Origin of the sequence: Pseudoclavibacter sp. JSM 162008 (assembly GCF_041366455.1) — a bacterium.
Classification (GTDB): Bacteria; Actinomycetota; Actinomycetes; order Actinomycetales; family Microbacteriaceae; genus Pseudoclavibacter.
Window position 1 is genome coordinate 61,088 of sequence record NZ_JBEWYX010000010.1, and the last position, 21,977, is coordinate 83,064.

19 protein-coding genes are annotated in these 21,977 nt (G+C 68.4%); 3 read left to right on the plus strand and 16 right to left on the minus strand.

Annotation, left to right across the window (positions count from 1 at the left end):
* Positions 1–15: 15 nt before the first annotated feature.
* The 3 genes from ABVF28_RS10120 to ABVF28_RS10130 form a co-directional block, all read right to left on the minus strand.
* A complete protein-coding gene (locus tag ABVF28_RS10120; protein WP_082805746.1) occupies positions 16–1,155 on the minus strand; it encodes an ABC transporter permease in 1,140 nt (379 codons plus the stop codon).
* Between the two features lie 14 nt (positions 1,156–1,169).
* A complete protein-coding gene (locus tag ABVF28_RS10125) occupies positions 1,170–2,744 on the minus strand; it encodes an ABC transporter permease (RefSeq protein WP_371030366.1) in 1,575 nt (524 codons plus the stop codon).
* A gap of 154 nt (positions 2,745–2,898) precedes the next feature.
* Positions 2,899–4,767, minus strand: a complete 1,869-nt coding sequence (locus tag ABVF28_RS10130; RefSeq protein ID WP_371030367.1) for an ABC transporter family substrate-binding protein — start codon at positions 4,765–4,767, stop codon at positions 2,899–2,901.
* Positions 4,768–4,954: 187 nt separating this feature from the next.
* Here ABVF28_RS10130 and ABVF28_RS10135 point away from each other — a divergent pair, with 187 nt between their 5' ends.
* Positions 4,955–5,761 (plus strand): CPBP family intramembrane glutamic endopeptidase, encoded by an 807-nt coding sequence (locus ABVF28_RS10135; protein WP_104312306.1) that lies wholly within the window; start codon positions 4,955–4,957, stop codon positions 5,759–5,761.
* A 22-nt stretch (positions 5,762–5,783) separates the two neighbouring features.
* Here the strand turns inward: ABVF28_RS10135 and ABVF28_RS10140 are convergent, their stop codons facing one another.
* The 7 genes from ABVF28_RS10140 to ABVF28_RS10170 all read right to left on the minus strand — a co-directional run bounded on the left by ABVF28_RS10140 (position 5,784) and on the right by ABVF28_RS10170 (position 13,973).
* Positions 5,784–6,464, minus strand: coding sequence for a hypothetical protein (locus ABVF28_RS10140; protein ID WP_179556468.1), 681 nt, complete (start codon positions 6,462–6,464; stop codon positions 5,784–5,786).
* A 4-nt stretch (positions 6,465–6,468) separates the two neighbouring features.
* Entirely contained in the window at positions 6,469–8,601 is a 2,133-nt protein-coding gene (gene malQ, locus ABVF28_RS10145; protein ID WP_371030368.1) for a 4-alpha-glucanotransferase, read from the minus strand.
* Positions 8,598–9,026 carry a Rieske (2Fe-2S) protein gene (locus ABVF28_RS10150; protein ID WP_179556466.1) on the minus strand — a complete coding sequence of 143 codons (429 nt, stop codon included), beginning with the start codon at positions 9,024–9,026 and terminating at the stop codon, positions 8,598–8,600. The genes malQ and ABVF28_RS10150 overlap by 4 nt, the downstream gene beginning before the upstream one ends.
* Before the next feature lie 65 nt (positions 9,027–9,091).
* Entirely contained in the window at positions 9,092–10,492 is a 1,401-nt protein-coding gene (locus ABVF28_RS10155; RefSeq protein ID WP_371030369.1) for an MFS transporter, read from the minus strand.
* 119 nt (positions 10,493–10,611) lie between these two features.
* Positions 10,612–11,022, minus strand: a complete 411-nt coding sequence (locus ABVF28_RS10160) for a VOC family protein (RefSeq protein WP_371030370.1) — start codon at positions 11,020–11,022, stop codon at positions 10,612–10,614.
* A gap of 88 nt (positions 11,023–11,110) precedes the next feature.
* Positions 11,111–12,730 carry a cryptochrome/photolyase family protein gene (locus ABVF28_RS10165; protein ID WP_371030371.1) on the minus strand — a complete coding sequence of 540 codons (1,620 nt, stop codon included), beginning with the start codon at positions 12,728–12,730 and terminating at the stop codon, positions 11,111–11,113.
* The gene (locus ABVF28_RS10170; protein ID WP_371030372.1) at positions 12,723–13,973 is read right to left on the minus strand and encodes an NAD(P)/FAD-dependent oxidoreductase; all 1,251 of its coding nucleotides are present in this window, start codon (positions 13,971–13,973) and stop codon (positions 12,723–12,725) included. Before ABVF28_RS10170 ends, ABVF28_RS10165 begins: the two co-directional genes overlap by 8 nt.
* A 140-nt stretch (positions 13,974–14,113) precedes the next feature.
* Between ABVF28_RS10170 and ABVF28_RS10175 the strand changes: the two genes are divergently transcribed.
* A complete protein-coding gene (locus ABVF28_RS10175; RefSeq protein ID WP_257023093.1) occupies positions 14,114–14,509 on the plus strand; it encodes a TraR/DksA C4-type zinc finger protein in 396 nt (131 codons plus the stop codon).
* Here ABVF28_RS10175 and ABVF28_RS10180 read toward each other — a convergent pair.
* Together ABVF28_RS10180 and ABVF28_RS10185 are read right to left on the minus strand one after the other, a co-directional pair.
* Positions 14,503–14,862 carry a DUF2695 domain-containing protein gene (locus ABVF28_RS10180; protein WP_371030373.1) on the minus strand — a complete coding sequence of 120 codons (360 nt, stop codon included), beginning with the start codon at positions 14,860–14,862 and terminating at the stop codon, positions 14,503–14,505. The genes ABVF28_RS10175 and ABVF28_RS10180 overlap by 7 nt on opposite strands.
* A 70-nt stretch (positions 14,863–14,932) precedes the next feature.
* Positions 14,933–15,331, minus strand: coding sequence for a VOC family protein (locus ABVF28_RS10185; RefSeq protein WP_371030374.1), 399 nt, complete (start codon positions 15,329–15,331; stop codon positions 14,933–14,935).
* 181 nt (positions 15,332–15,512) lie between these two features.
* On the opposite strand from ABVF28_RS10185, the gene ABVF28_RS10190 reads away from it, so the two are divergent.
* The gene (locus tag ABVF28_RS10190) at positions 15,513–15,950 is read left to right on the plus strand and encodes a hypothetical protein (RefSeq protein WP_371030375.1); all 438 of its coding nucleotides are present in this window, start codon (positions 15,513–15,515) and stop codon (positions 15,948–15,950) included.
* A 54-nt stretch (positions 15,951–16,004) separates the two neighbouring features.
* Here the strand turns inward: ABVF28_RS10190 and ABVF28_RS10195 are convergent, their stop codons facing one another.
* The 4 genes from ABVF28_RS10195 to ABVF28_RS10210 all read right to left on the minus strand — a co-directional run bounded on the left by ABVF28_RS10195 (position 16,005) and on the right by ABVF28_RS10210 (position 21,849).
* Positions 16,005–16,616, minus strand: coding sequence for a dihydrofolate reductase family protein (locus tag ABVF28_RS10195; protein ID WP_371030376.1), 612 nt, complete (start codon positions 16,614–16,616; stop codon positions 16,005–16,007).
* Positions 16,617–16,684: 68 nt separating this feature from the next.
* Positions 16,685–18,454, minus strand: a complete 1,770-nt coding sequence (locus ABVF28_RS10200) for an HSP90 family protein (protein ID WP_371030377.1) — start codon at positions 18,452–18,454, stop codon at positions 16,685–16,687.
* Positions 18,451–20,685: a hypothetical protein gene (locus ABVF28_RS10205; protein ID WP_371030378.1), complete on the minus strand. Its 2,235-nt coding sequence runs from the start codon at positions 20,683–20,685 to the stop codon at positions 18,451–18,453. The genes ABVF28_RS10200 and ABVF28_RS10205 overlap by 4 nt, the downstream gene beginning before the upstream one ends.
* Positions 20,686–20,811: 126 nt before the next feature.
* Positions 20,812–21,849: a hypothetical protein gene (locus ABVF28_RS10210; RefSeq protein ID WP_371030379.1), complete on the minus strand. Its 1,038-nt coding sequence runs from the start codon at positions 21,847–21,849 to the stop codon at positions 20,812–20,814.
* Positions 21,850–21,977 lie beyond the last annotated feature (128 nt).

Genomic DNA, 21,977 nt, shown 5'->3' on the forward strand with positions numbered 1-21,977 from the left:
CTGCGACGAGGACCGTCACGCATCCGCCTTGCTCGAGTCGCGGTCAGCCGCGTCGCCCTTGGTCGGACGGCCGTCGCGCGAGGTGAGCGTGCGCCACATGCGCGACCAGGTGCCGTTGCCCGGGATCTTGCGCTGACGCGGGTCGAAGGCGTCTCGCAGGCCGTCGCCGATGAAGTTGATGCACAGGGCGATCGCCACGATGAAGGCGCCGGGGAACCAGAACAGCCACGGACGGGTGGCGAACGCGCCCTGGTACTCCTGCACGATCTGGCCGAGCGACACGTCGGGCGGCTGGATGCCGAAGCCCAGGAACGAGAGGTTCGCCTCGAGGATGATGGCGGCGCTCATCAGCAGGGTCGTCGAGACGATCACCACGCCGAGAGCGTTCGGCAGGATGTGGCGGAAGATGATGCGCCGGCCGGAGGCGCCGGCGACGCGCGCAGCGTCCACGAACTCGCGCTCGCGAAGGGTGAGGAACTCGCCGCGAACCAGGCGGGCGAGCGACATCCAGCCGACGAGGCCGAGGACCACGGCGAGCGAGACGGCGCCGTAGGCCCGCAGCACCTCGTTCTGTCCAGCGAGCTGTCCGAGGACGGCGGCGAAGACGAGCGTCGGGATGACGAGGAAGAGGTCGGTGACGCGCATGAGCACGTTGTCGACCCAGCCGCGGTAGTAGCCCGCGATGCCGCCGACGATGATGCCGATGACCGCTGCGAGGATGCCGTAGATGAACATGACCGTCAGCGACTGCTGCGTGCCGCGCATGACGCGGGCGAAGATGTCGCGGCCGATCTCGTCCTGACCGAACGGGTGCGAGCCCCAGTCGAAGAGGCTCACGAAGGTCGGATTGCCGCCATTCACGATCGGCGCGATGGAGTTCCAGTCGTAGGCCCACCAGCCCGAGACCTGGATCTGCGTGAACTTGCCCTCGGAGAAGTCCCACCACGGCACGACGATGCCGACGGACGTGAAGACGAGCAGCACGATGACCAGGAGGACGGCGGTGGACACCATGGCACCCGTGTGGCGCACGAAGCGCCGCCACACGATCTGGCCCTGGCTGAGGCCGATGGTCTCACGCTGCTCGATGGTCAGCTCGTCGCCGGGGCCGTGAGGCTGCGGGGCGGTGATCTCGGTGAAGTTCGGAGTCGTCATAGCTCAGCCCTCTCTCAGCTCAGGCGGATTCGCGGGTCGAGGACGGAGTACAGGATGTCGGCGATCAGGTTGAAGATCACGGTGAGCGCCGCGGTCACGAGGATGTAGCCCATGAGCGGGTTCAGGTCGACGTTGCGCAGCGACTCGGAGAAGATCGATCCCATCGCGCGCCAGCCGAAGATCTGCTCGGTGACGATCGCTCCCGAGATGATGGCGCCGACGTCGGCGGCCACGATCGTGGTGATCGGGATGAGCGAGTTCCGCAGCGCGTGACGCATGACCACGGTGCGCTCGGGGAGGCCCTTCGCGCGTGCCGTGCGGACGTAGTCCTGGTTCATGATCTCGAGCAGGCTGGAGCGCGAGTAGCGGCTGTAGCTCGCGATGGAGATGACCATGATGGCGATCGTCGGCAGCAGGAGGTGCGTGAAGCCGTCCAGCATCTGCAGCCAGATCGACGGGTCGGAGCCGAGCTGCGGGCTGGATGCACCGACGGTCGCGATCGGACGTCCGCCGGTCTGGTCGTAGTAGCCGGACCAGGTCTGCATGACGCGGTCGATGACGAGCAGCAGCGACACGACGAAGCCGACGATGGCGGCGTTGCTCGCCACGTTGCGCTTGTCGAGGCCTCCGAAGTACTTGCCGACGAACCAGGCGATGACCGTGAAGACCACGATGAGGACGATGGGGAACCAGGCGCCGATCTCGTTGGTCATCGCGAACTGCAGCGGGTACCAGAGCGCTCCCCCGACGACCGCGACGGCACCGGTGACGATGAGGTTGCGACGGTGCGAGAGGCCCACCGTGAGCGCGGCGGTCAGCAGCACCGTGGCGAGGCCGAGCACGATGATGAGCACCGTGCCGAGCCCGGGATTGCGGAACCAGTCGAGCAGCTCCATCCCGAACAGGATCGCGATCGTGCCGACGGCACCTGCACCGAACACGGTGGCGCGCGTCTTTGCGGGCCCTCCGATGATCGACATGAAGATGAAGCCCATGATCACGCCGATGAGCAGCAGCAGCGGTATCGGTATCTCGGGGTCCTGCAGGAAGTCGTTGAAGCCGATGGCCATGTACTGCTTGAGCAGCACGGCCACGAAGAATATCGGCAGCGAGTACGTGAGGAACGACAGGAACGTGACCGTGTAGTCGTAGCCGGAGTACTGGCGGAGGGCGGTCGTCACACCGACGGCGACGCCGATGACGACGGCGATGAGCGTCGCGGCCGTGACGAGTTGCAGGGTCTGGCCGACCGCCGAGGCGATGAGCGGGCCGACGTCCTGGTTGGCGATGTTCACGCCCATGGAGAAGTTGTTGCCGAGGAAGCCGAACAGGCCGTTCGGGTCGTCGAAGGTCGGGATGAAGAACCCGAGGATGCCGCCGAGCCACAGGAAGAAGCGGGCGGGCGCTGGCACATCCAGTTGCAGGAGCTCCACGCGCGCGGCGATGAGCTGCTCCTTATTGGGAGCCGTGGACTCCAAGATGTCCGCGAGCGGGTCCTTCGAGATCGCGACGAGGTTGTACACGATGAAGAGCGCGCCCAGCAGGATGAAGATCGACACGAAGAGGCGTCGGAGGGTGAATCTCAGCACAGATGGGTCCTGTTCTGGAAGGGGCATTCGGCCGGGGATGTGGCCGTGAACAGACGAGGCGGGAGTCCCGCAGTCGAGAAGACTACGGTACTCCCGCCGTCGCTAGATCTGACCGCGCAGCGGTCAGCGCGTCGAGAGCTCGACGCTGGTGTGACTACTCAGCGGCTTCCACGGGTGCCCACTCCCAGGCGTTCCAGAAGTACTGGGGTGAGAGGAACCCGGGCTTGACGTTCGCGACCTCGTCGCTCCAGGCGACGACACCGGGGAACTGGAAGATCGGCACGGACCACGAGTTTTCCATGATGATCTTCTCGGCCTCGACGAGCTTGCCCTGAGCCTCGGCGGGGTCGATCGTGACGTCGACGTCCTTGAGGATCTGGTCGAACTCGGGGTCGCTCCAGCCGTAGTAGTTGTTGATGCCGCCCGTGATGTAGTTCGGGGACGGCTCGCCGACACCGAGACCCTCGGACTGCCATCCGAAGAGGGCAGCGTCGTAGGCGTCGGTCTGCGTCGTGAGCACGGTGGACCAGTCCTCGGCGCTCGCGTCGACGATCGTGAAGCCGGCCTTCTCGGCCGAGGCCTTGATGAGCTGCAGCTCCTGCTGACGACGCGGGTTGGTGGATGCCGTCATGAAGCGGACGGAGGGGTTGGCCACGCCAGCCTGCGCGAGGAGGCCCTTGGCCTCTTCGATGGCAGCGTCGTCGCCCGAGTAGCGGGAGACGCCGCTGTCGGCGACCGACTCCTCGTAGCCGTCGGCGCCGGGAAGGAACACGAGCGAGTCGCGCGTGGTCGCATCCGGGGCGATCGGCGTGATGAGCTTCTCGACGATCTCCTGACGCGGGATCGTGAGGAGGAAGGCCTCGCGGATCTGCTGGGCCTTGGCCTCGTCGCCACCGTACGTGGCTGGGTCGAAGACACCGCCGTTGGCGACCTGGAGGTCGACGTGCTCGTAGGTGCCCTCGAGCGAGGACTCCCACTCGATGCCCTCGGTGGCCTCGAGCTGCTGCAGGAGGTCGGTCGTCGGCTGACCGGAGACGATCTGGACCTCACCGTTCTGGAGCGCCTGCACCTGTGCCTGCGGGTCCGGGATGAAGCGGATCGTGATGGTCTCGTAGTGCGGCAGCGGGCCCCACGTGTAGTCCTCGCGGGCCGTGAGCGTCACGTACTGGTTCTCGACCAGATCAGTGATCGTGTACGGGCCGTTGGAGAGGGTCTTCTGCGGCTCCTCCGGCATCGACGTGTAGTCGTAGCCGGTGCGGTAGGCGGAGGCGACCTTGCTCAGGAACTCGCTGTCGTTGTCGTTGACCGCGGTGATGAAGGCATCCTTCGCGGCCTGCGCGTCGTCGTACTCACCCGGGTAGGCGAGCTGGACGGTGCCGTGTGCCGAGATCGCCGTCGTGTCCGGCGCGAACATTGTCTTCCAGTCGGCGTACGGCTGGTCGTAGACGACCGTGAACGACTTGTTGTCGTCGGCGAGCGTCGGAGCCTGCGAGGCGAGGTCGAGCTGCAGACCGGGTGCCGGGTCGGTTCCCCAGTAGACACCGGCGTCCGCGGCCGCGTCGATCGCGTCCTGGTTCGTGACGTTGCCCTCGTCGTCGTACTCGGCCTCTGGCACCTCGCCCGCCTCGCGGTGCGTGGTGTTGGCGGCCCAGGTGAGCAGCAGGTCGGCGCCGTCGAACGGCGTGCCATCGCTCCAGGTGACCGCGTCGTTGACCGTGTACTTGATGGTCAGCGGGTCGGTCGAGACCTCTTCGACCGTGCCGAACTCGGTGTTCTCCACGAGCTCGGGGGTCGGGTCGTAGTCGATGAAGCCATCAGACGTGACGTGGACGATGTTGGCGTTCGCCGCGGCGTTGTTGGCCGAGGTGTTCACGTTGAACGCGAAGAACGGGTCGTTCCATGCAACCGTGATGGCGGAGCCACCGACGATCTCCGGATCGCGATTCGGGGCAGAGCAGCCGGCGAGAACCAACGCGCTTGTGGCGACGACGGCTCCCACGGCGATAACTCGTGATGTCCTCATAGGACCTCCTTGGGGAAACAGGGGCTGTGAACGTCGAACATCCACGAACTCTGTGAATTATCGACAAATACCCGTTGAACCTACGCCCCCTCGCGCGAGGGGTTTCACCAATTCAGGGGATCGTTACTCACACGAAACGGGTCTTGTTCAACTCTTACAAGCCATTCGCCGTTCGTAGACTGCGGACATGTCACATTCGCGCATTGACGTTACGGTCAGCCAGGGTCCGGAGGAACTGGACCGCTCCGCGCGCGCGCGGCTGCGCTGGGAGATCTGGATCGTCCTGGCCCTCGCGATCATCCCGTCGAGCCTGTACGCGATCATCTCCCTCGCGGATCGTGCGACGCGCGCTACTGCGCTCGCCGACCAGACGACGACGCTGAACGCTTCCCGCGACGCGCGGCCACTGTTCGACGCGCTCCTGCAGCTCTCGAGCATCCTCACCGACCTCGTACCCGTCGCTCTGGTGATCTGGCTGCTCTGGACGCCCACCGTCTCCGGCTTCCGGAAGCTGGGCCTGGACACGAGGCAGCCCCTCGGCGACCTCGGGCAGGGCCTTCTGCTGGCCGCCTGCGTCGGCGTGCCCGGCATCGTCTTCTACCTCGCGACCAGGGCACTCGGGCTCACGCTCTCCGTCGAGGCGAGCGCGCAGGAGATCACGTGGTGGACCGTGATCCTGCTCCTGCTCGCGGCGCTGCGTGCCGCGCTTCTGGAGGAGATCGTCGTCGTCGGGTATCTCGCGACCCGCCTGCGCGAGCTGGGGTGGGCGACCTGGCAGATCATCGTCGCGTCCTCGCTCCTCCGCGGCTCCTACCACCTGTACCAGGGGCCCGGGATGGCGCTCGGCAACGTCGCCATGGGCGTGCTGCTCTCCTGGTGGTTCCTCCGGAAGGGGCGCGTGGGCGGCCTCGTCGTCGCGCACTTCATCCTCGACGCCGTCTCGTTCCTCGGCTATCCCCTCGCCGCGGCGCTCCTCCCGCAGCTCTTCACCTGAGACCGGTCGCGGCGCGGGGCCCTCAGACGGTGAGATTCACGAACCGGAACGACTGGTCGCCGTACTCCCAGACGACGTCGAAGCGCTCCTTCGGAACGTCGAACACGACGTACCCGGACTCTGCGCCGACCCCGTACTCGCGCTGCTGCACGGAGCTCCCGATGCAGTCGTCCGCGAGCGAGGCCCCCAGCTTCGAGTCGCCGTTCTTCTCGAACAGGCGAAGGCTGTCGAAGGCGAACACGGGCGCGAACGCGCCCTCCTCATCCTCGGCGCTGAGCGCCCCGTATCCCTCGACCTGCAGCTGGATCGCGACGTAGCTGCCGCCGGCCTTCGGAGCATCCTCTTCGAGACACCGAACGTCGAAGGCCACACCCGCGATGGTGAAGCGGCCGACGGGTTCGCCACTCGCGCCGAGCACCGTCGCCCACTGGCCCCTCGTGAACCTGAGCTCGCCGTCGACAGGCTTCGGGTTCTCGTTCTCCGCGACTCGTGGCGCGGCCACGACCTGCACGTTGATCGGGGTGACCGTCGGCGTCGGCGTCTGGGTGACGCCCGGGGTGGCGATGACGGCCACCGCATCAGCGGATTCGCGCGTCGCGGCCACCGGCGGAACGCACGCCGCGAGCAGCAGCGACGCACCGAGCGCCGACGCCAGGAGGAGGCCGCGGACACCCCGTGGCCGCCACCCGCCGGAGAGCCTCACCGCGCTACTCGGTTCTCCCCGACGCCGCCGCGATCCGGGCGGCGAGCGGCGAGCCCAGGAGCGCTTCGAGCGAGACCAGCCTGCCCTCGGCATCCGTCATGGGCACTCGCCAGTTCGGATACTCGTCGGCGGTCCCCGGCTGATTCACGCCGCGGCGGTCACCCGCGAGATCGGACACGCCGACACCGAACAGCTGGGCAGCCGAACCGGCAAGGTACTCGTGCAGCGCCACGACGATGTCCTCGTTGCTCGGCTCCTCCCCCACCAGGCCAGCTCGCCGGAGTCGGTCGACGACCTTCGAGATCGTCTCGGTCTCCTCGGCCCGCGCCTCCTCGACCGAACCTTCGAGCAGCCCGAGGCGCTCTCGAACGTCGAGGTGCTCGAGCGCGAGGAACCCAGCCGTCGGCGGGAGGTCGTGCGTCGTCACCGTCGCGAGACAGGCGCGCCGGTAGTCCTCAGGGGCCAGCGGGACCCCATCGTCCGACCATTCGAACCACAGGACGGAGGCACCGAGCATGCCGCGCTCGGCCAGCGCATCCCTGGCCTCCGGCGGAACCGTGCCGAGGTCCTCGCCGATCACCACGGCGCCCGCTCGCTGCGCCTCGAGCGCGAGGATGCCCAGCATGGCCTCTGCGTCGGTGCGCACGAAGCAGCCATCCTTCGCGGTGTTGCCCTCCGGGATCCACCACAGGCGGAAGAAGCCCAGGATGTGGTCGATGCGCACAGCGCCAGCGTTGCGGAAGACGGCGCGCAGCATGTCCCGGTACGGCGCGTAGCCGAGCTCGGCCAGCATGTCGGGGCGCCACGGCGGCTGCGACCAGTTCTGCCCGAACTGGTTGTACTGGTCGGCCGGCACGCCGACCGTCACGCCGCGGGCCATCGCCGCCCCGAACGACCACGCATCAGCTCCACCGGCGTGCACACCGACGGGCAGATCGTGCACGATGCCGATCGACATGCCGGCCGACCTCGCATCGGATTGCACCTGCTTCGCCTGCGCTTCCAGGAGACACTGCAGCCAGACGTAGAACTCGGCATCTTCGGCGTGAGCGGCCGCGAACTCGAGCACGTCGGCACCGTTCGCGGTGGCCAGCTCGCTCGGCCAGTTGCGAGCATCTCGCCCATGCACGCGCGAGATGGCGCAGAAGACGCCGAACCGCTCGAGCGGCTCCCCCGCCTCCTTGCGGAACTCCGTGAAGTCGTCGTCGATCACATTCGCGGACTGCCAGACGTCGAAGAGCGCGCGGAGTGCTGGTTCCTTCAGCGCCCAGGCGGCGTCACGATCGATGCTGTCGACGCCGTTGCCCAGGATCGCCTCGCCCGCAAGGCGCGAGAGCAGCTCCACCGTGTCGGCCGGCACCTCGGTGCGCTGCGCGACGAAGGCGGCCGCCCAGTCGACGGTGAGGATCAGGGGGTCGCCGAACTGCCGTGAGGTCGGCAGGTACGGAGACGGCTCCATGGGAGACACCGGAGGGTTCGCGTTGAGGGGGTTGACGAGCACGAAGTCCGCGTCACGCTGCGCACCCCAGGCCGTCAACGTGGCGAGGTCCCGGAGGTCGCCGATCCCCCAGGACGTGGTCGAGCGAAGCTGGTAGAGCTGGGTGAACAGCCCCCACGAGCGCTCGTCTGGCCAGGGCGTCCTCGTCGGCACGACGATCAGCGTGCCAGCAGGCGCATGCTCCGAGAGGTCGTCCCCGACCTTCGCGACGACCTCGTGCCAGCCCGTCGGCAGGTCCGCGGGCAGCGCGAACGTCGCGCGACCGATCAGCGCACCGTCGAGGTCCTTCGGATCGACCCAGTTCTCGACCTGCTGCAGGCTGCGAGTCGACCCGTCTTCGAGGAGCACGTCGACCTGGACGGCGCTCCCGTGAGGAACGTGGACGAAGATCGTGGCGTCGCTGCCCTCCCGCACCGTCGTGCAGGACGGCACCACTCGACGCCACGGCCGGTTCTCGAACTCGCGGGCCGAGGCGGCGACGTCCTCGTCGGTGGATGCCGGGAGACCGAGGGCGCCGAGGACCGCCGCGAGCGTCTCGGGCGCGACCTGCTCCTTCTCGCCCCGCCAGCCCCAGTACTCGACCTCGAGACCCGCGTCCGTCGCGAGATCGCGGATCGCGGTCAGATTGGTGATGCTCACGAGTATTCGACCTCAGTTTCGGTGACGGTGATGGTGCGAGGGGTGAGCGGCCGGTCCGCCGGTCCGGCGACCGGCTCCCCGGTCCTCGTGTCGTAGTGGCTCGAATGGCAGGGGCAGATGATGTGCTCCGCGGTCACCGTGGCGACCGGGCACCCCTGGTGCGTGCAGATCGAGCTGAAGCCGAAGTACTCACCCGCGGCGGGCTGGGTGATGACCGTCTCGGTGTCCGCGATGACGACCCCGCCTCCGACCGGGACGTCGCCGACGGGCACGGCGCCGCTCACCGTCGACGTGGCATCCGCATCCTGTCCACCGGCGTCGTCGCCTCCGCACGCGGCAAGCAGCGCCGCCGTCGCGATTCCGCCGCCGACAGCCGCGCTTCCCCGTATGACCCCGCGTCGTGAAGGATCTCGTCGTTCGCTCACACGTCAAGGCTAGTCGGCGCGTGGCTGAGCGGGCCGCGGCGCGCGCGAGCCACTCCCCGCGTCGACTACTCCTCGAGTTCCCGCCCCATGAGCTCCGGCAGGGTGAATGCGGCACCGGCGGCGAGCAGGAACGCCGCGGCGAACACGCCGAAGACGAGCACGCTGCCACCACCCGCGAGCATGATGGGCACCAGCAGCGGCGCGATGATCGACGCGATGCGGCCGAAGCCCGCGGCCGCCCCGGTTCCCGACGCGCGCAGCCTCGTCGGATAGAGCTCGGGGCCGATCGCGTAGAGCGCTCCCCACGCGCCGAGGTTGAAGAAGGACAGGCACATGCCCGCGGCGAGGATCGCGCCCTCGGTCGTCGCGAAGCCGAACCAGAACGCGGCACACGCGGAACCGAGCAGGAAGATGGCGAGCGTCGCACGCCGGCCGATGCGCTCGATGAGGAAGGCCGCGACGAAGTAGCCGGGCAGCTGCGCCAGCGTGATGATGAGCGTGAACTCGAACGACTTCACAAGGGTGAAACCCTGGCCGACGAGGAGGCTCGGAATCCAGATGAACGCGCCGTAGTAGCTGAGGTTGATGCAGAACCACACGGCCCACAGGGCGGCCGTCCGTCGGCGCAGCGACGGCGCCCAGAGGTCGCGCCATCGTGCCCGCTGGGAGTCCGGTGACACGGATGCTCGCGCTGCGGAGTGTCCGCGGTCAGACGCGTCGATACCCGCCGCTGGGGGCGCATCGACGCGAGCCGACTCCTCGAACTGCCGGACCGCTCGCTCGGCCTCCGCGTACCTGCCCTTGCTCTCCAGGAAGCGGACGGATTCGGGGAGCCCGAACCGCACGACCACCGCGTAGACGGCAGGCAGGAGGCCCGTCAGGAGGGCCCAGCGCCATCCATCCGCCGACAGCGGGATGATGAAGGCCCCGATGAGGGCGGCGCCGATCCAGCCGACAGCCCAGAACGCCTCGAGCAGCACGACGACCCGTCCGCGGATGCGCTTCGGCGCGTACTCGCTCACGAGCGTCGAGGCGACGGGAAGCTCGGCGCCGAGCCCCAGACCGACGATGAAGCGCAGCACCATGAGCGCGCCCACCGACGCCGCGAGCGCGGAGGCACCCGTGGCGAGACCGTAGATGAGGAGGGTCGCCGCGAACACCTGACGCCGCCCGAGCTTGTCGGCGAGCAGTCCGCCGACGCTCGCGCCGATCGCCATGCCGACGAAGCCGATCGAGGCGATGAACGACAGCGTCGTCGCGTCGAGGCTCCACTGCACCGCGAGCGCGGCCATGACGAACGAGACGAGGCTCACGTCCATGGCGTCGAGCGCCCAGCCGATGCCGGACCCGAACAGGAGCTTGCGGTGCCTGCCGGTGAACGGGAGGCGATCGAGGCGCTGATTGCGCGTGGGCGCCGCCTGCTCTGTCGCTGCGGCGTGGCGGTCAGCCGGGGTGCGCTCGGTCATGTGCGTATCCAAGGGTGCGGGGTGGAGGGGACGACTAACCGTGCCAGACAGGAAACGGCTCCACCAGCCCCGCTGCCGCATTGCGCAACGGAGGCCCGCGGAGCAGCGCTCTCTGCGAGTCAGGCCTCAGGGGACGCCATGTAGAAGACCTCCCACAGGTGGCCGTCGAGGTCGTCGAACGCTGAGCCGTACATCCCGAACTCGTTCGCCTCAGCCGGACGGTGGATTCTGCCCCCACCAGCCTCCGCCTTGGCCGTGATCTCGTCGACTTCCTCGGTGCTGCCGAGGAGGAGCGCTGTCGTGCTCTCGTGTCGGTTTCTGCCCACGATGGTCTCCGCGCCCTCCGGCAGGAAGCCCTGGAAGCGCTCGGTCTGCAGCAGCATGATCGCGACCTGGTCGTTGACGACGACGCAGCTGGTGCTGTCGTCGGAGAACATCGGGTTGATGGTGAAGCCAAGTCCGACGTAGAAGTCGGTTGCCGCCTTGACGTCGGCGACGGGCAGGTTCGGGAAGACCATGGCTACGCCCATGATGGGCTCCTTTGCACTCGAGACATGTGACGACGGATTACGCGTCGTAGCCCGATCATAGGAGTCCGAGCAGTCCACCGGAAGCGCGTCACGTGGCGTCGCGGGTCGTCCCGATCACGAGCGGGGTTTCGTCGGGGTCCTGCAGGAGTCCCTGCGCTCGAGCACGGTGTCGTGCGAGCGTCTCCGGCTCCATGTTCTGGAGGAGCGCGATCGTCATCTGGGTGCGCGGGTTGCGGGCGAAGACCGCCCGGTGGTGGGCGACGAAGTCCCAGTACAGGGCATCCCAGGCTTCAGTCCACGCCCCCGAAGGAAGGTCGGACATCTTCCGCAGGTAGTTGCTGCCGGAGACGTAGGGCTTGGTGGTCACCGTCTCGCCGGCCGCGAACTGGCTCATGGCGTAGACGTTCGGCACCATGACCCAGTCGTAGGCGTCCACGAACTGCTCCATGAACCACCGGTAGACGTCGTCCGGGTGGATGCGGAGCAGTGACATCGCGTTGCCGAGCACCATGAGGCGTTCGATGTGGTGGGCGTACCCGGTCGCGAGGACGCGACGGATGACGAGGTCGACGGGGTCCAGTCCGGTGCTGGCGGTCCACCATCCGCGCCCCAGGCGATTCGTGTGTCCGAGGACGTTCGATGTCCGGAGTTCCCGGCCACGGAGCCGGTAGGTGGCCCGCATGTACTCCCTCCACCCGATCACCTGACGCACGAAGCCCTCGAGGGAGGCGAGGGGTGTGTCCGCGCGGGCGCTCGAGAGCGTCATCTGCAGCACCTCGCGCGGGTCGAGCAGACCGATGTTGAGTGCTGGCGTGAGCAGGCTGTGGTTGAGGAAGGGATGCTCCGCGGAGATCGCGTCCTCGTACGGGCCGAAGTCGTCGAGGCGCGTGCGGACGAATTCTCGGAGGTGCTCGCGCGCCTCGTCCGCGGTCGTCGGCCAGGCGAACGTCGTCGGGTCGCCCGGGGCGTGGGGGAACTCCTCACGAACCCAGGCGACGGCGAGTTCGACCTGTTCCTTCCCTTCGTCGCGGCCATTTGATGGCGGGGCGGGAGACATGAGTGCGTCCAGGTCGAAGGCGCCCTGGGGATGCACGCTCGGGTGTCCGCGGAAGCGCGAGACCGTCGGCGGCACGTATCCCCTCGGCACGCGCTTGCGGTTGTCCGCATCGAACGACCAGCGGCCGCCGCATGGGCCGTCGCCGTCGAGGAGGAGGCCGAGTCTGCGACGCTGCCAGATGTAGAACTCGTGCATGCGTGATTCGTTGTGCGCGAACCAGGAGTCCAGCTGCGCCCGGTCGGTGAGGAAGTTCGGCGTCTCGAGTTCGTCGTCCGCAGCCGCGGCGTAGCCCCCTGCGGCCAGTGCCCGGGTCAGGTCGCGTTCAAGCCAGTCGTCGACGACGTCGAACCACGTCACCCGGGTCGGCGAGTGTCGGCGGACGAGCGCGGCCACCTGCTGGCCGGAGGGAGCAGCCGCGTCGCTCTCCAGGTACTCGACGACGTGCCCTGCAACGCGGAGACGCTGCGCGAACCGGGACATGGATGCTCGGTGCAGGACCAGCTTGTGCGAGTGGAAGGCGTATTGGCGGAAGAGGAGATCGTGTTCGATGAGCACGAACACGGTTCCGGTCGGCTCGGCGAAGTGCGCCTCGAACAGCTGGTGAGGCAGGACGAGCCGCAGCTTCCGCCCTGCCGCTCTCGGTTCAGCCAAGGAGCTCGACGGTGGCGTCTGCGGCCCGGTCTCCGGCGACCAGCGCACCTTGGATGGACCCTGTCTCGCGGTGGTCGCCCGTCACGATGAGCCGCTCTCCGACTCGCTCCGGCCCGCGGTCGACGAGGGGCGGTGGCTGGGCGGGGAGGGTGTGCGGGATGACGTGGTGCGCGAGCACCTCCCAGCCGTCGGTGGTCGTGCCGTACAGACGGGCGAGGTCGCGTCTGACGTCCGCTTCGCTCGCGAGTCCGTCCAGGTGGTCGAGGAGGGTGGTCGCCTGCACGAGGTGCTGTCCGGCCGGGGCATACGAAGGGGCCACCTCCGAGATGACGGCGGTGTTCCAGATCGGCCCGGCCGGCCCGCCGCCGATGTTCGAGGCATCCAGAAGGAGGAACGGCCCGGTTCGCGGCGTCCCCGTGGCCCGGAACCACCATGTTGTCAGGCCGTGCGTCTTCGGAGCCGCCTGGCCGGTCAGCGCAGGGAGGTCGTTCGGGGCGACCGCGACGATCGCGGCTCGGGCGAGGATCGTCCCGCGGTCGTTGACGACCCGCACGCCACCCCCGGTCTCGGTCACCTCCCGCGCGGCGGTGCCGAGCCGGACGGGTTCGTGCAGCGAGGCGGCGATCTGGGCGGGCAGTGCGCGCATCCCGTCGGCGGGGAGCCCTGGCGCGCCGAGCGCGAAGTAGCGGACGAGCTGCTTGACGTGGTTCGCCGAGCTGCCTCCGCTGCTGTCGGCCAGGACTCCGGCGAGGAACGTGTCGAGCAGGTCGAGTCGGAGCCGCCCGGTGAGGCCCGCATCGTCGAATGAGGCGCTGAGCGTCGTATCCGGCCCAGCAGCCTGCGGGTCTGGCTGTGCAAGCGTCGGGCCGAGCCAGCGTGCGAGGGCCAGGACATCGGAGACCGGCACGTGCCCGCTGAGCAGCGTCTGCAACGCGAACCGCGGATGGCGGAGCGGGTGCGCGAGCGTCGACGTCCGCTCCCGCGAACGGACGATGGCCCCGACCCCGAAGCGCTTGAGGTCGAGCGCAGCGAGGTCCACGGAGGCGCGCAACGCCGGGTAAGCGGGGTTGAGGACCTGGAAGCCGCGGTCGCAGAGGAAGCCGTCGATGGCGTCCGTGCCGACTCTGCCGCCGACCTCGTCCTCCGACTCGAGGACAACGACGCTGCGCCCGCGCTCCTCGAGGCTCCGCGCGGCCCTGAGGCCGGCGAGCCCTGCTCCGATGACGACGACGTCCGTGTCCATATGGCTCCGTTCGATGGGCTTCGCTCGACTGGTCCGTCAGTCTGCGGGAGCAACCCGGGCCGTCCCTGAGCGCGGGCTCGCGAACGCTGGTGGGCGCGGTCCTCGGCAGGCCGGGGTGCTGGTGGCGCAGAATGGCCCGCATGCACGGCATTCATGAGATGGAGGAGTCCGACTCCCCCGCCACGCACGCGAAGCGACTGGCCTCGCTCCGCGCGGACGCCGTCGACCGCGTCACCAGTACGTCCGCGGCACTGCGGGCGCTTGTCCAGGACCGCTCCTCGCTCAACGACGACGACGAGCACGACCCCGACGGCGCTCCGCTGTCGGCCGAGTGGTCCCGCCTTGCCGGGCAGGTGGACGCGGCGCAGTCGGAACTCAGGCAGATCGAGGCAGCGCTTCTGCGCCTCGAAGAGGGCCGCTACGGCGTCTGCTCGACGTGCGGCCAGCGCATCCCGAACATCAGGCTGCGGGTTCGTCCCTTCGCGGAGCACTGCGTCTCCTGCGCAGAGCAACGGCGAGGCCGCGGCCGTCAGTAGGCGGATCGGCGCTCTCTCCACCACAGCCTGCACGGCTGCGTGGAACCTCGCCGAACGCCGAGGCAAGGCGGCAGCGTCTCCGGCTCACCCCCGCACGCGTCGTAGGCGTTGAGGAAGATCTCGCAGTCGCAGTACGCGCCCAGTCGGTCGAGGCGCTCGAGGAGTGCGGTCGCTCGCGGGGCCGCGCGTTCCTGGTACCACTGCGAGAAGCGGTGAGCGCCGTCGCAGCCGAACTCGTCGAGCTGCACGGCGACGTAGCACAGCAGGCATTCGCGCGGCCCGGGTTCGAGCAGGTCGTTCGCCATCGTCTGGACGAGGGTCTCGGCTTCTTGGTCGATTCGCTGATCTGTCATGACCTGATCTTGGACCGGACCACCGACAATCTCTGTCGTAGTGCGCACGTCCACAGCACGCCGCCGCGATTCAGCTCTCGCGAGACGAGAGCACGCAGAACTCGTTGCCCTCCGGGTCGCGCAGGACAACCCAGTTGACGTCGTCGCCCTGCCCGACGTCGGCGCGGTTGGCGCCCCTCGCGATCAAGCCGTCGACATGGGCGACCTGGCTCTCGTGCAGCGGAGCCGCGAGGTCGATGTGGAGCCTGTTCTTCACGGTCTTGTCGTCGCCGACCGGGACGAAGACCAGTCCGGGGCCGACCCGCTCGAAGGGCACCCCAGGGTTGTCCTCATCGAGCCACTTCGGGATGATGACCGCCTCGTCGCCGTCCTCGAAGGAGACCTGCCAGTCGAGCGTCTCCGCCCACCAGGCCGCAAGAGCGCGATGATCTCTCGAATCGATGACGGTCGAATACCAGCGAAGTCCCATGTGCGCCTCCTCAGACTCGCCCATCCTCGGCGACCGAGCTGGGGATTCGCGCCACCCGGCCCGAGACGACCTCGAACTCGCGAGCTCGAGGAGACCGAGCAGGTTCGGAGAAGCATCCCCGCGCCAGGGGTCGTACCGTAGTCGTGATTCACCTGCTCACGACTGAACGAAGGAAGCTGCCATGGCGGAGAAGACGACCGGACTCTCGAAGGACGAGCGCGAGGCGGTCAAGCAGCGTGCCGCGGAGCTGCGCGCCGAGCAGAAGGCGGGCAAGAACCGGGCCGCGGGCGACGCGGCTATCCAGAAGGCGATCGCGGAGATGACCGACGAGGACAAGGCGCTCGCCGAGGGCGTCGACCGCATCGTGAAGGACGTCGCCCCGCAGCTCATGCCGAAGACCTGGTACGGCTTCCCCGCCTACACCGACGCAGACGGCAAGGTCGTCGTGTTCTTCAAAGCGGCATCGAAGTTCACGACTCGGTACGCAACGCTCGGCTTCGAGGAGGCCGCGAAGCTCGATGACGGCGACCTCTGGGTGACGTCGTTCGCGCTCATCACGCTGACGCCGGAGACTGAGCAGACCATCGCCGATTACGTGCGCAGGGCCGCGGGCGCGTAAGAGCGACGGAGTCGGACTCGGGCCAGGCAGCAGCCTCCCGCCTGGCCCGCTCTCTCAGCCGTGTGCGGCTCTGCGGTACCGGATGTGCGTGGCGAGCGGTGAGTGCAGCACCTCGACCGGTTCGTACCCGAACGTCTCGACGCCGTCGAACATCCGCTCGCCGCCACCGAGCAGCACGGGCGCGATGTCGAGGGCGAGCTCGTCGATGACGCCGGCCTGCAGTGCCTGTCCGACCGTGGAGGCGCCACCGGCGATGTCGACGCCGTTGCCGTCCGCGACGGACAGGGCCCGGGCGAAGGCGGCGTCGAACCCGTCGGTCACGAAGTGGAAGGTCGTGCCGCCTTCCATCTCGATTGGCTCGCGGGCGTGATGCGTGAGCACGAACACCGGCGCATGGTACGGGGGCTCATCGCCCCACCATCCTCGCCACTCTCCATCCCATTCGCCGCGAATCGGGCCGAACATGTTCCGGCCCATGACGTAGGCGCCTCGGGGCCGCATGAGCCAGCTGGCCGCGACCTCGTCGGCGTCGGTCGCGCGCGGATCCCCCATGTGCCACGTGTGGAGGCCGTGCCCTCCCCGGCCGAGGGGATGCCCGCGGCTCTGCTCGGGGCCGGCGACGAAGCCGTCCAGGGAGATGGACATGTGGCACGTGGTGTCGGACATTCGGGGCCCTCCGTTGGACGCGAGATCAGATCGTGACCGCCGACCCTACTCCCGATTCAGCCCGGGCATCACTCCCCGCCACCCGCCGCCGTGATCAGGGTGTGCAACGTGCTGCTGAGCAGTTCACCGTGCCGTTCGTCGAGCGTCTGGCCGGCCCGAAGGAGGCCGATGACATAGAGCCCGCTGATGGCTTCCGCCCGCAATCGCTCGTCGCGCACGCGCACGAGGGAGCGCACCGCGTCGCTCGTGATGTTCATGACGAGCCGCGGTCGCGCAGGCGACGCCTCAGGCTCGCTGAGCAACCCCGCCCAAGGGTCTGCCTCAGCACCTTCATCCGCCAGCTGACTCAAGTGGTCATCGCCGGCGGCCACGAACAGGGAAGGCGTGGAGGCAGGCGCGAACGCCCGCAGATCGAGGTCAACGCCGAGCCGTTCGAGGACTGCACGGGCGTGCACCTCGAACCCGCGGGCCTCCGCGCCACCCTCGCGCGGTTCCGGGAGGGAGTCGAGGAACGCGTGCGGGTCGAACGCGCGCACGCGCGCCGTATGCCCGCGGCGCTCACGCACCTTGCGGAGGATCTCGCTGCCGTAGACATAGGAGCCGTTGACGAGCAGCGATCGCTTCGCGCGCAGGAGCGGGGCGAACGCGATGAAGTCGGTCATCGACGTCGTGTACCGCACATCGTCCGAGAGGCGCAGGATCTGCGCGAGCGTCATCGTGCCTTCGCTGGTCTCCCAGGGCACGTGGCCGATCACGAGGTCGAGCATGTCGTCATCGCCCGCCGCCATGGTGAGGATGCCCTTCGCGTGGACGTCCATGAATCGGTCGAAGCCGACCGGGTCGCTCAGCGCGAAGTGCTCGATCCCCTGCCTGAGCTGCGTCCCGATCTGCGCTTTCACGTCGCCGATCGCCGGCGAGTCCTGCAGGGATTCTCGGGAGGCGGTCAGGGCGAGGTCGCCGCCCTCGACGGCGAGTCGCACGAAGTAGGCCCAGTTCGGAGCCAGCTGCACGTTGTCGTCGGCGACGAACATGCCGTGAGAGTAGACGGTGTCACCGTGTCGGTTCCCGACCCGCCCCGGGCTGTCCGAGATGAAGGCCACCCCGACCACACCGGCCGTGGGCACGTCGATGGGAAGCACGGCGAGGGGCGCGAAGCCGAGCTCGCGATGACACCAGGCGGTCGCCTCGAGGCCGGAGCCTCTCCATGGCGGCGTCCGGGTGCTGACGATCTCGGACTGCGCGTGCGCACCGGTCTGCAGCTTGACGGGCAGCTCGAGCAAGCTCGCGAAACGCTCAGCGAGCAGTTGCACCCGCACCGGTTCGACCCACTCCCGGTCGTCGGCGCGCGCCTGCACTCGCACCTCGGTGCCGGCGTCCGGGAGAGGCGTCTGGGCGCTGGTGATCGTGAATGTGCCATCAGAGTTCCCGACCCAGCTCAGCGTCGGCGCGTCGGCCGAACGGGCGCTGCGCGACCGCACCTCGATGCGATCGGCGATGAGGAAGCACGACAGCAGCCCGATGCCGAACTGGCCCAGGTACTGACGACGCACTCGCGTGAAGTCGCTCCGCTTGCTCGAGGCGCCGATGGTCGCGAGCACCGACCGCATCTCCTCCTCGGTCAGCCCGATGCCGGAGTCGCGGACCAGCACGGCCCCGCCGTCTTCGATCTCGATCGCGATCTCCCGAGGGGCGGACGGATCGGATTCGCTTCTGGCCACCACCGCGTCCCTGGCGTTCTGGATCAGCTCGCGGAGGTACACGCGCGGGCTGGAGTACAGGTGGTGGGACAGGATGTCGACGATGCCGCGCAGGTCGACTCGGAAGCTCTCCCCGCTCATGCGGACACCCCGAAGGAGGTGTCGCCCGGGAACCATCGGTCCCGCACCCAGGTGCTCCACCCGTCATCCCCGTTCCGGGTGTCCAGACCGCGGGTGAGGTCCGCGACCCGCGAACGGAGTCTCGGGCCCCGCGGGTCGTCAGGGGATGTGGCGAGCAGCGCGCTGCCGCAGGCGGCGAGGACCATGAGCTCGCTTGGCGACTCGTCGACCTCATCGAGCAGCGCATCGATGATCCGTCCGAAGTCGGCACCGGGTGCGGCTATCCCCTCGAGCAGCACCCATCCGGGTAACGGCCCGAACTGTGAGACATCCCCGTCGACGCTCTCCAGGAGCCGAACAAGCTCGGCTGAGGCCGCCCTGTCTCCGGAACGGGCATCCAGCCAGCACAGCCACGCAGTCGCGGCTCGAATCTGCTCGGCATCCCCGATCGCGAGGACGCGTTTGGCCGTCGCCGCCGCGAAGGCGGGCTCGACCAGGGCGGTCAGCCGAACGACTTCGAGGTCGACCGTGACCCGGTCGAGCAGCTTCTCCTCTGCTGCCAGCTCGTGCTGCACCTGCTCGACGGCCGCGCGCAGGGCCGAGCCATCGTCGCGGTGGGCGGCAATCTCCGCGCGCGCGAGCGAGAGATGCGCGAGTGGGCCACCGGTGACCTCCCGCAGGCGAGTCTCGGTCTGGATGAGCTCCTCGATCTCCGACCACGCGACGTCGGGCGATGCGACTGCCTGTTCGACGGTCACCGCGAAGAACCGCTCGCCGATAGCCTGGAAGGCGTCCTCGATGGCGTCGGGCGCGCGCAGGAGCTCGGTCTGCGAACTGCGGAAGTCGCGAACGAGCGTGGCGATCCTGCCCTGCTGACCCGCCCTGAGACCGTGGAGCAACGGCACGCAGTAGCGGGTCGACGCGCACTTGAGCTGCTCCGAGCGCGCCGCGAGGGAGGCCGCGAGGGCGTCGGCTTCTTCGGGCGTCTCGGCGGAGAGCAGCTCCATCGTGTCGCCGAGGTGCGCGACGTAGCGGTGCTTGATGGAGATGGGCGGGTCCTCGGAGCTCACCGACGCCGTGCGAGGCAGCCAGCCCGCGGCGAGAATCGTCTCGGCTCGTTCTTCCACATCGCCCCAGACCTCCGGGTCATCGACGAGGGTGGGCCGTGGATGGGTGGGGAGCCCCGCCCACCAGAATGTCTCGAGTTCGCGAGAGTGCACGTCGGTGCCGCCACGCCGGTCCAAGGCGGCGGCGGACTGCTCGGCCAGCGCCCTCAGCAGCTTGCCCTCCTCCCCGATCGGGTCGGCGAGGATGCGGCTGCGCGCGACGGCGGCTGTCGCCTCCCAGTCACTCCCCTCGAGGTGCAGGTTGCGGAGGGTGTGGTCGACGGAAGCGAGCACTGCATCCGGCCGCTCTTCCAGGACGGGGATGAGGAACTCGGCGACACCGTCTCGAGCGAGCCGGGCGGATCCGACCTCGGCGAGCAACTGGTCGGCGATGAGGTTCGCGTCCGCTCGCCGACCCGCGCGAACGTAGAAGAAGGCGAGCATGATGAGCAGCGGCAAGGCGTTCACCGCCTCGGAACGCGCCTCGTCGAACGCGCGAGGGTCGATCTCGAGCATCCGCAACCGCTGCTCGAGCGTCTCCGTCGCGCGCGGCAGATCGAAGCGGGCCACCAGAGGCAGCTCCATCTGGATGACGCCGGAGTCATCCGGACGCCATTCGACGCTGTTCTCTGATCGCCAGCGCTGAATCCAGTCGAGCGTCGCCTCGGACTCGCCCCTGGCGGCAGAGACCGTGGCTCGCGCCACGTAGACGCCGACGATGTCGGCACCCCGCTGCCGGATCTGCTGCTCGACGAGATCGATGGCACGGGTGATCTGCTCGAGCGGCACGACCGGGTCGTCGACGAGCGTCATGCTCGCCGTCGCGATGGAGTTGAGCATGCGGTTCACGTTCTCAGGTGCGATGAGGTCGCCGTGGCGGTGGATGACCTGCATGAGGCGCACGTAGGCGTCGAGCGCTCGGACTCCCAACCCCGCCTTGACGAGGGTCGTGTACTGGCCGAGCCGCGCGCTCGCGATGAGGTGGGGGAACTCAGCTCGTTCGCAGTCCTCGATGAACTCATCCCAGACCTCGAGCTTGCCTTCGTCCTCTGGCAGGTCCCAGATAGCGGAGCTGCGCTCGAAGAGACTCTGGATGCGTTCCTGCTGCTCGTCGTCGAGCGTGCCTATCTCTGAATACGCGATCATCGTGGGCCTCCTCTGGGGACGTGTCCTCGCGACGACCCTACCCAGGCCGTGCTGAAGATGCCCGTCGCCGTCGACCGAGTGCTCCTGGATGACGAGGCCCTCGCGTGCTGCTCACAGAAGGACGGCTCAGTCGGCACGGTCGACCTGCACGTCGCGCCGCGCGAGCGCCCTGCGTGCGCGGGGCCCGAGGAGACCGCCGATGTCGTCCACTCGCCGGAGGTTCGTGAACGGCGCGAGGTCGTGGTCGGTGATCGTTGCGATGTCGAAGCTGCTGTCCTCCCCATCCCACTGCGGAATCAGCTGCGCGTAGATTTCATTGCCTCCGTCGAGGACGAGCTCCTCGACCTTCCCTGCTACGCGCGTAGGGATCGGATACCTGCGCAGCCAGGCGCGCACGGAAGGGATCATGGTGTCGTAATACGCGTCCGGATCGAAGTTCTTCGCTCCTTGATCCTGAGCGAAGTCGTACAGGTTGAAGCGCGGACCGAGCACCCGCTGAACGAACATGAGCTCGTTGAGGATCGCGAGACGGAACGGGAACGACTTCAGCGGGAGTGTCGGCTCCTCGAGCACCGGAAGCTTCCATTTCCCGGACGGCTTCTTCACCGGCGGCACGGGCCTGTACGACGCGATGATCTCCGTGACCGGAGCGTGCGCTGACCGGACCATGTCCGCCAGCTCGGCGGTCTGCTGTCTGGCGAAGCGCTCCCGGGCCTCCATCGCGTGGAGCTCTCGCAGCTCGGTGGCGTTCAGGAGCAGGACGAGCTCCCAATCCCCGACCCTGAACCGAAGCATCAGGTACGCCTTCCGGAGCTCCGCATCCGGGGCTGCTGCGATCGGCGACTGCCCCTCGATGGTGAACGCACCCGTGTAGGCACCAGACGGGCGGTAGAGACTCGCCGATTCGTCGCGCTTCGCCTCTCTGCGCGCATCGGTCGCCAGGGTCACGGAGACGCCCGTCGCCACTTCGCCGTCCTTCGTGGACGCGCGCACGCCGACGTCGTCCCAGACGACCCAGGTGGTGCTCCCGTTCGGTGGAAGGGTGCGCGGTGAACCCAGCGCGTCCGTCAGGGCTCGGACGCTCTGCGCGTCGACGGGCACGCCGTCGATGCGCAGCCCGTCCCGCGAGACATCGATGCTCGGCATGTTCACGTCTCTGCTCATGACCACCACTTCCTCGAGGCTCAACCGACGCCACCAGTATGCGAGGCGGCACGCGTGTGCCCGAGCAGCGTTCCGTGCCGATTCGGCGACCGGCACCGGCGGTGCTTGAGGGCACCGTCGACAAGCAT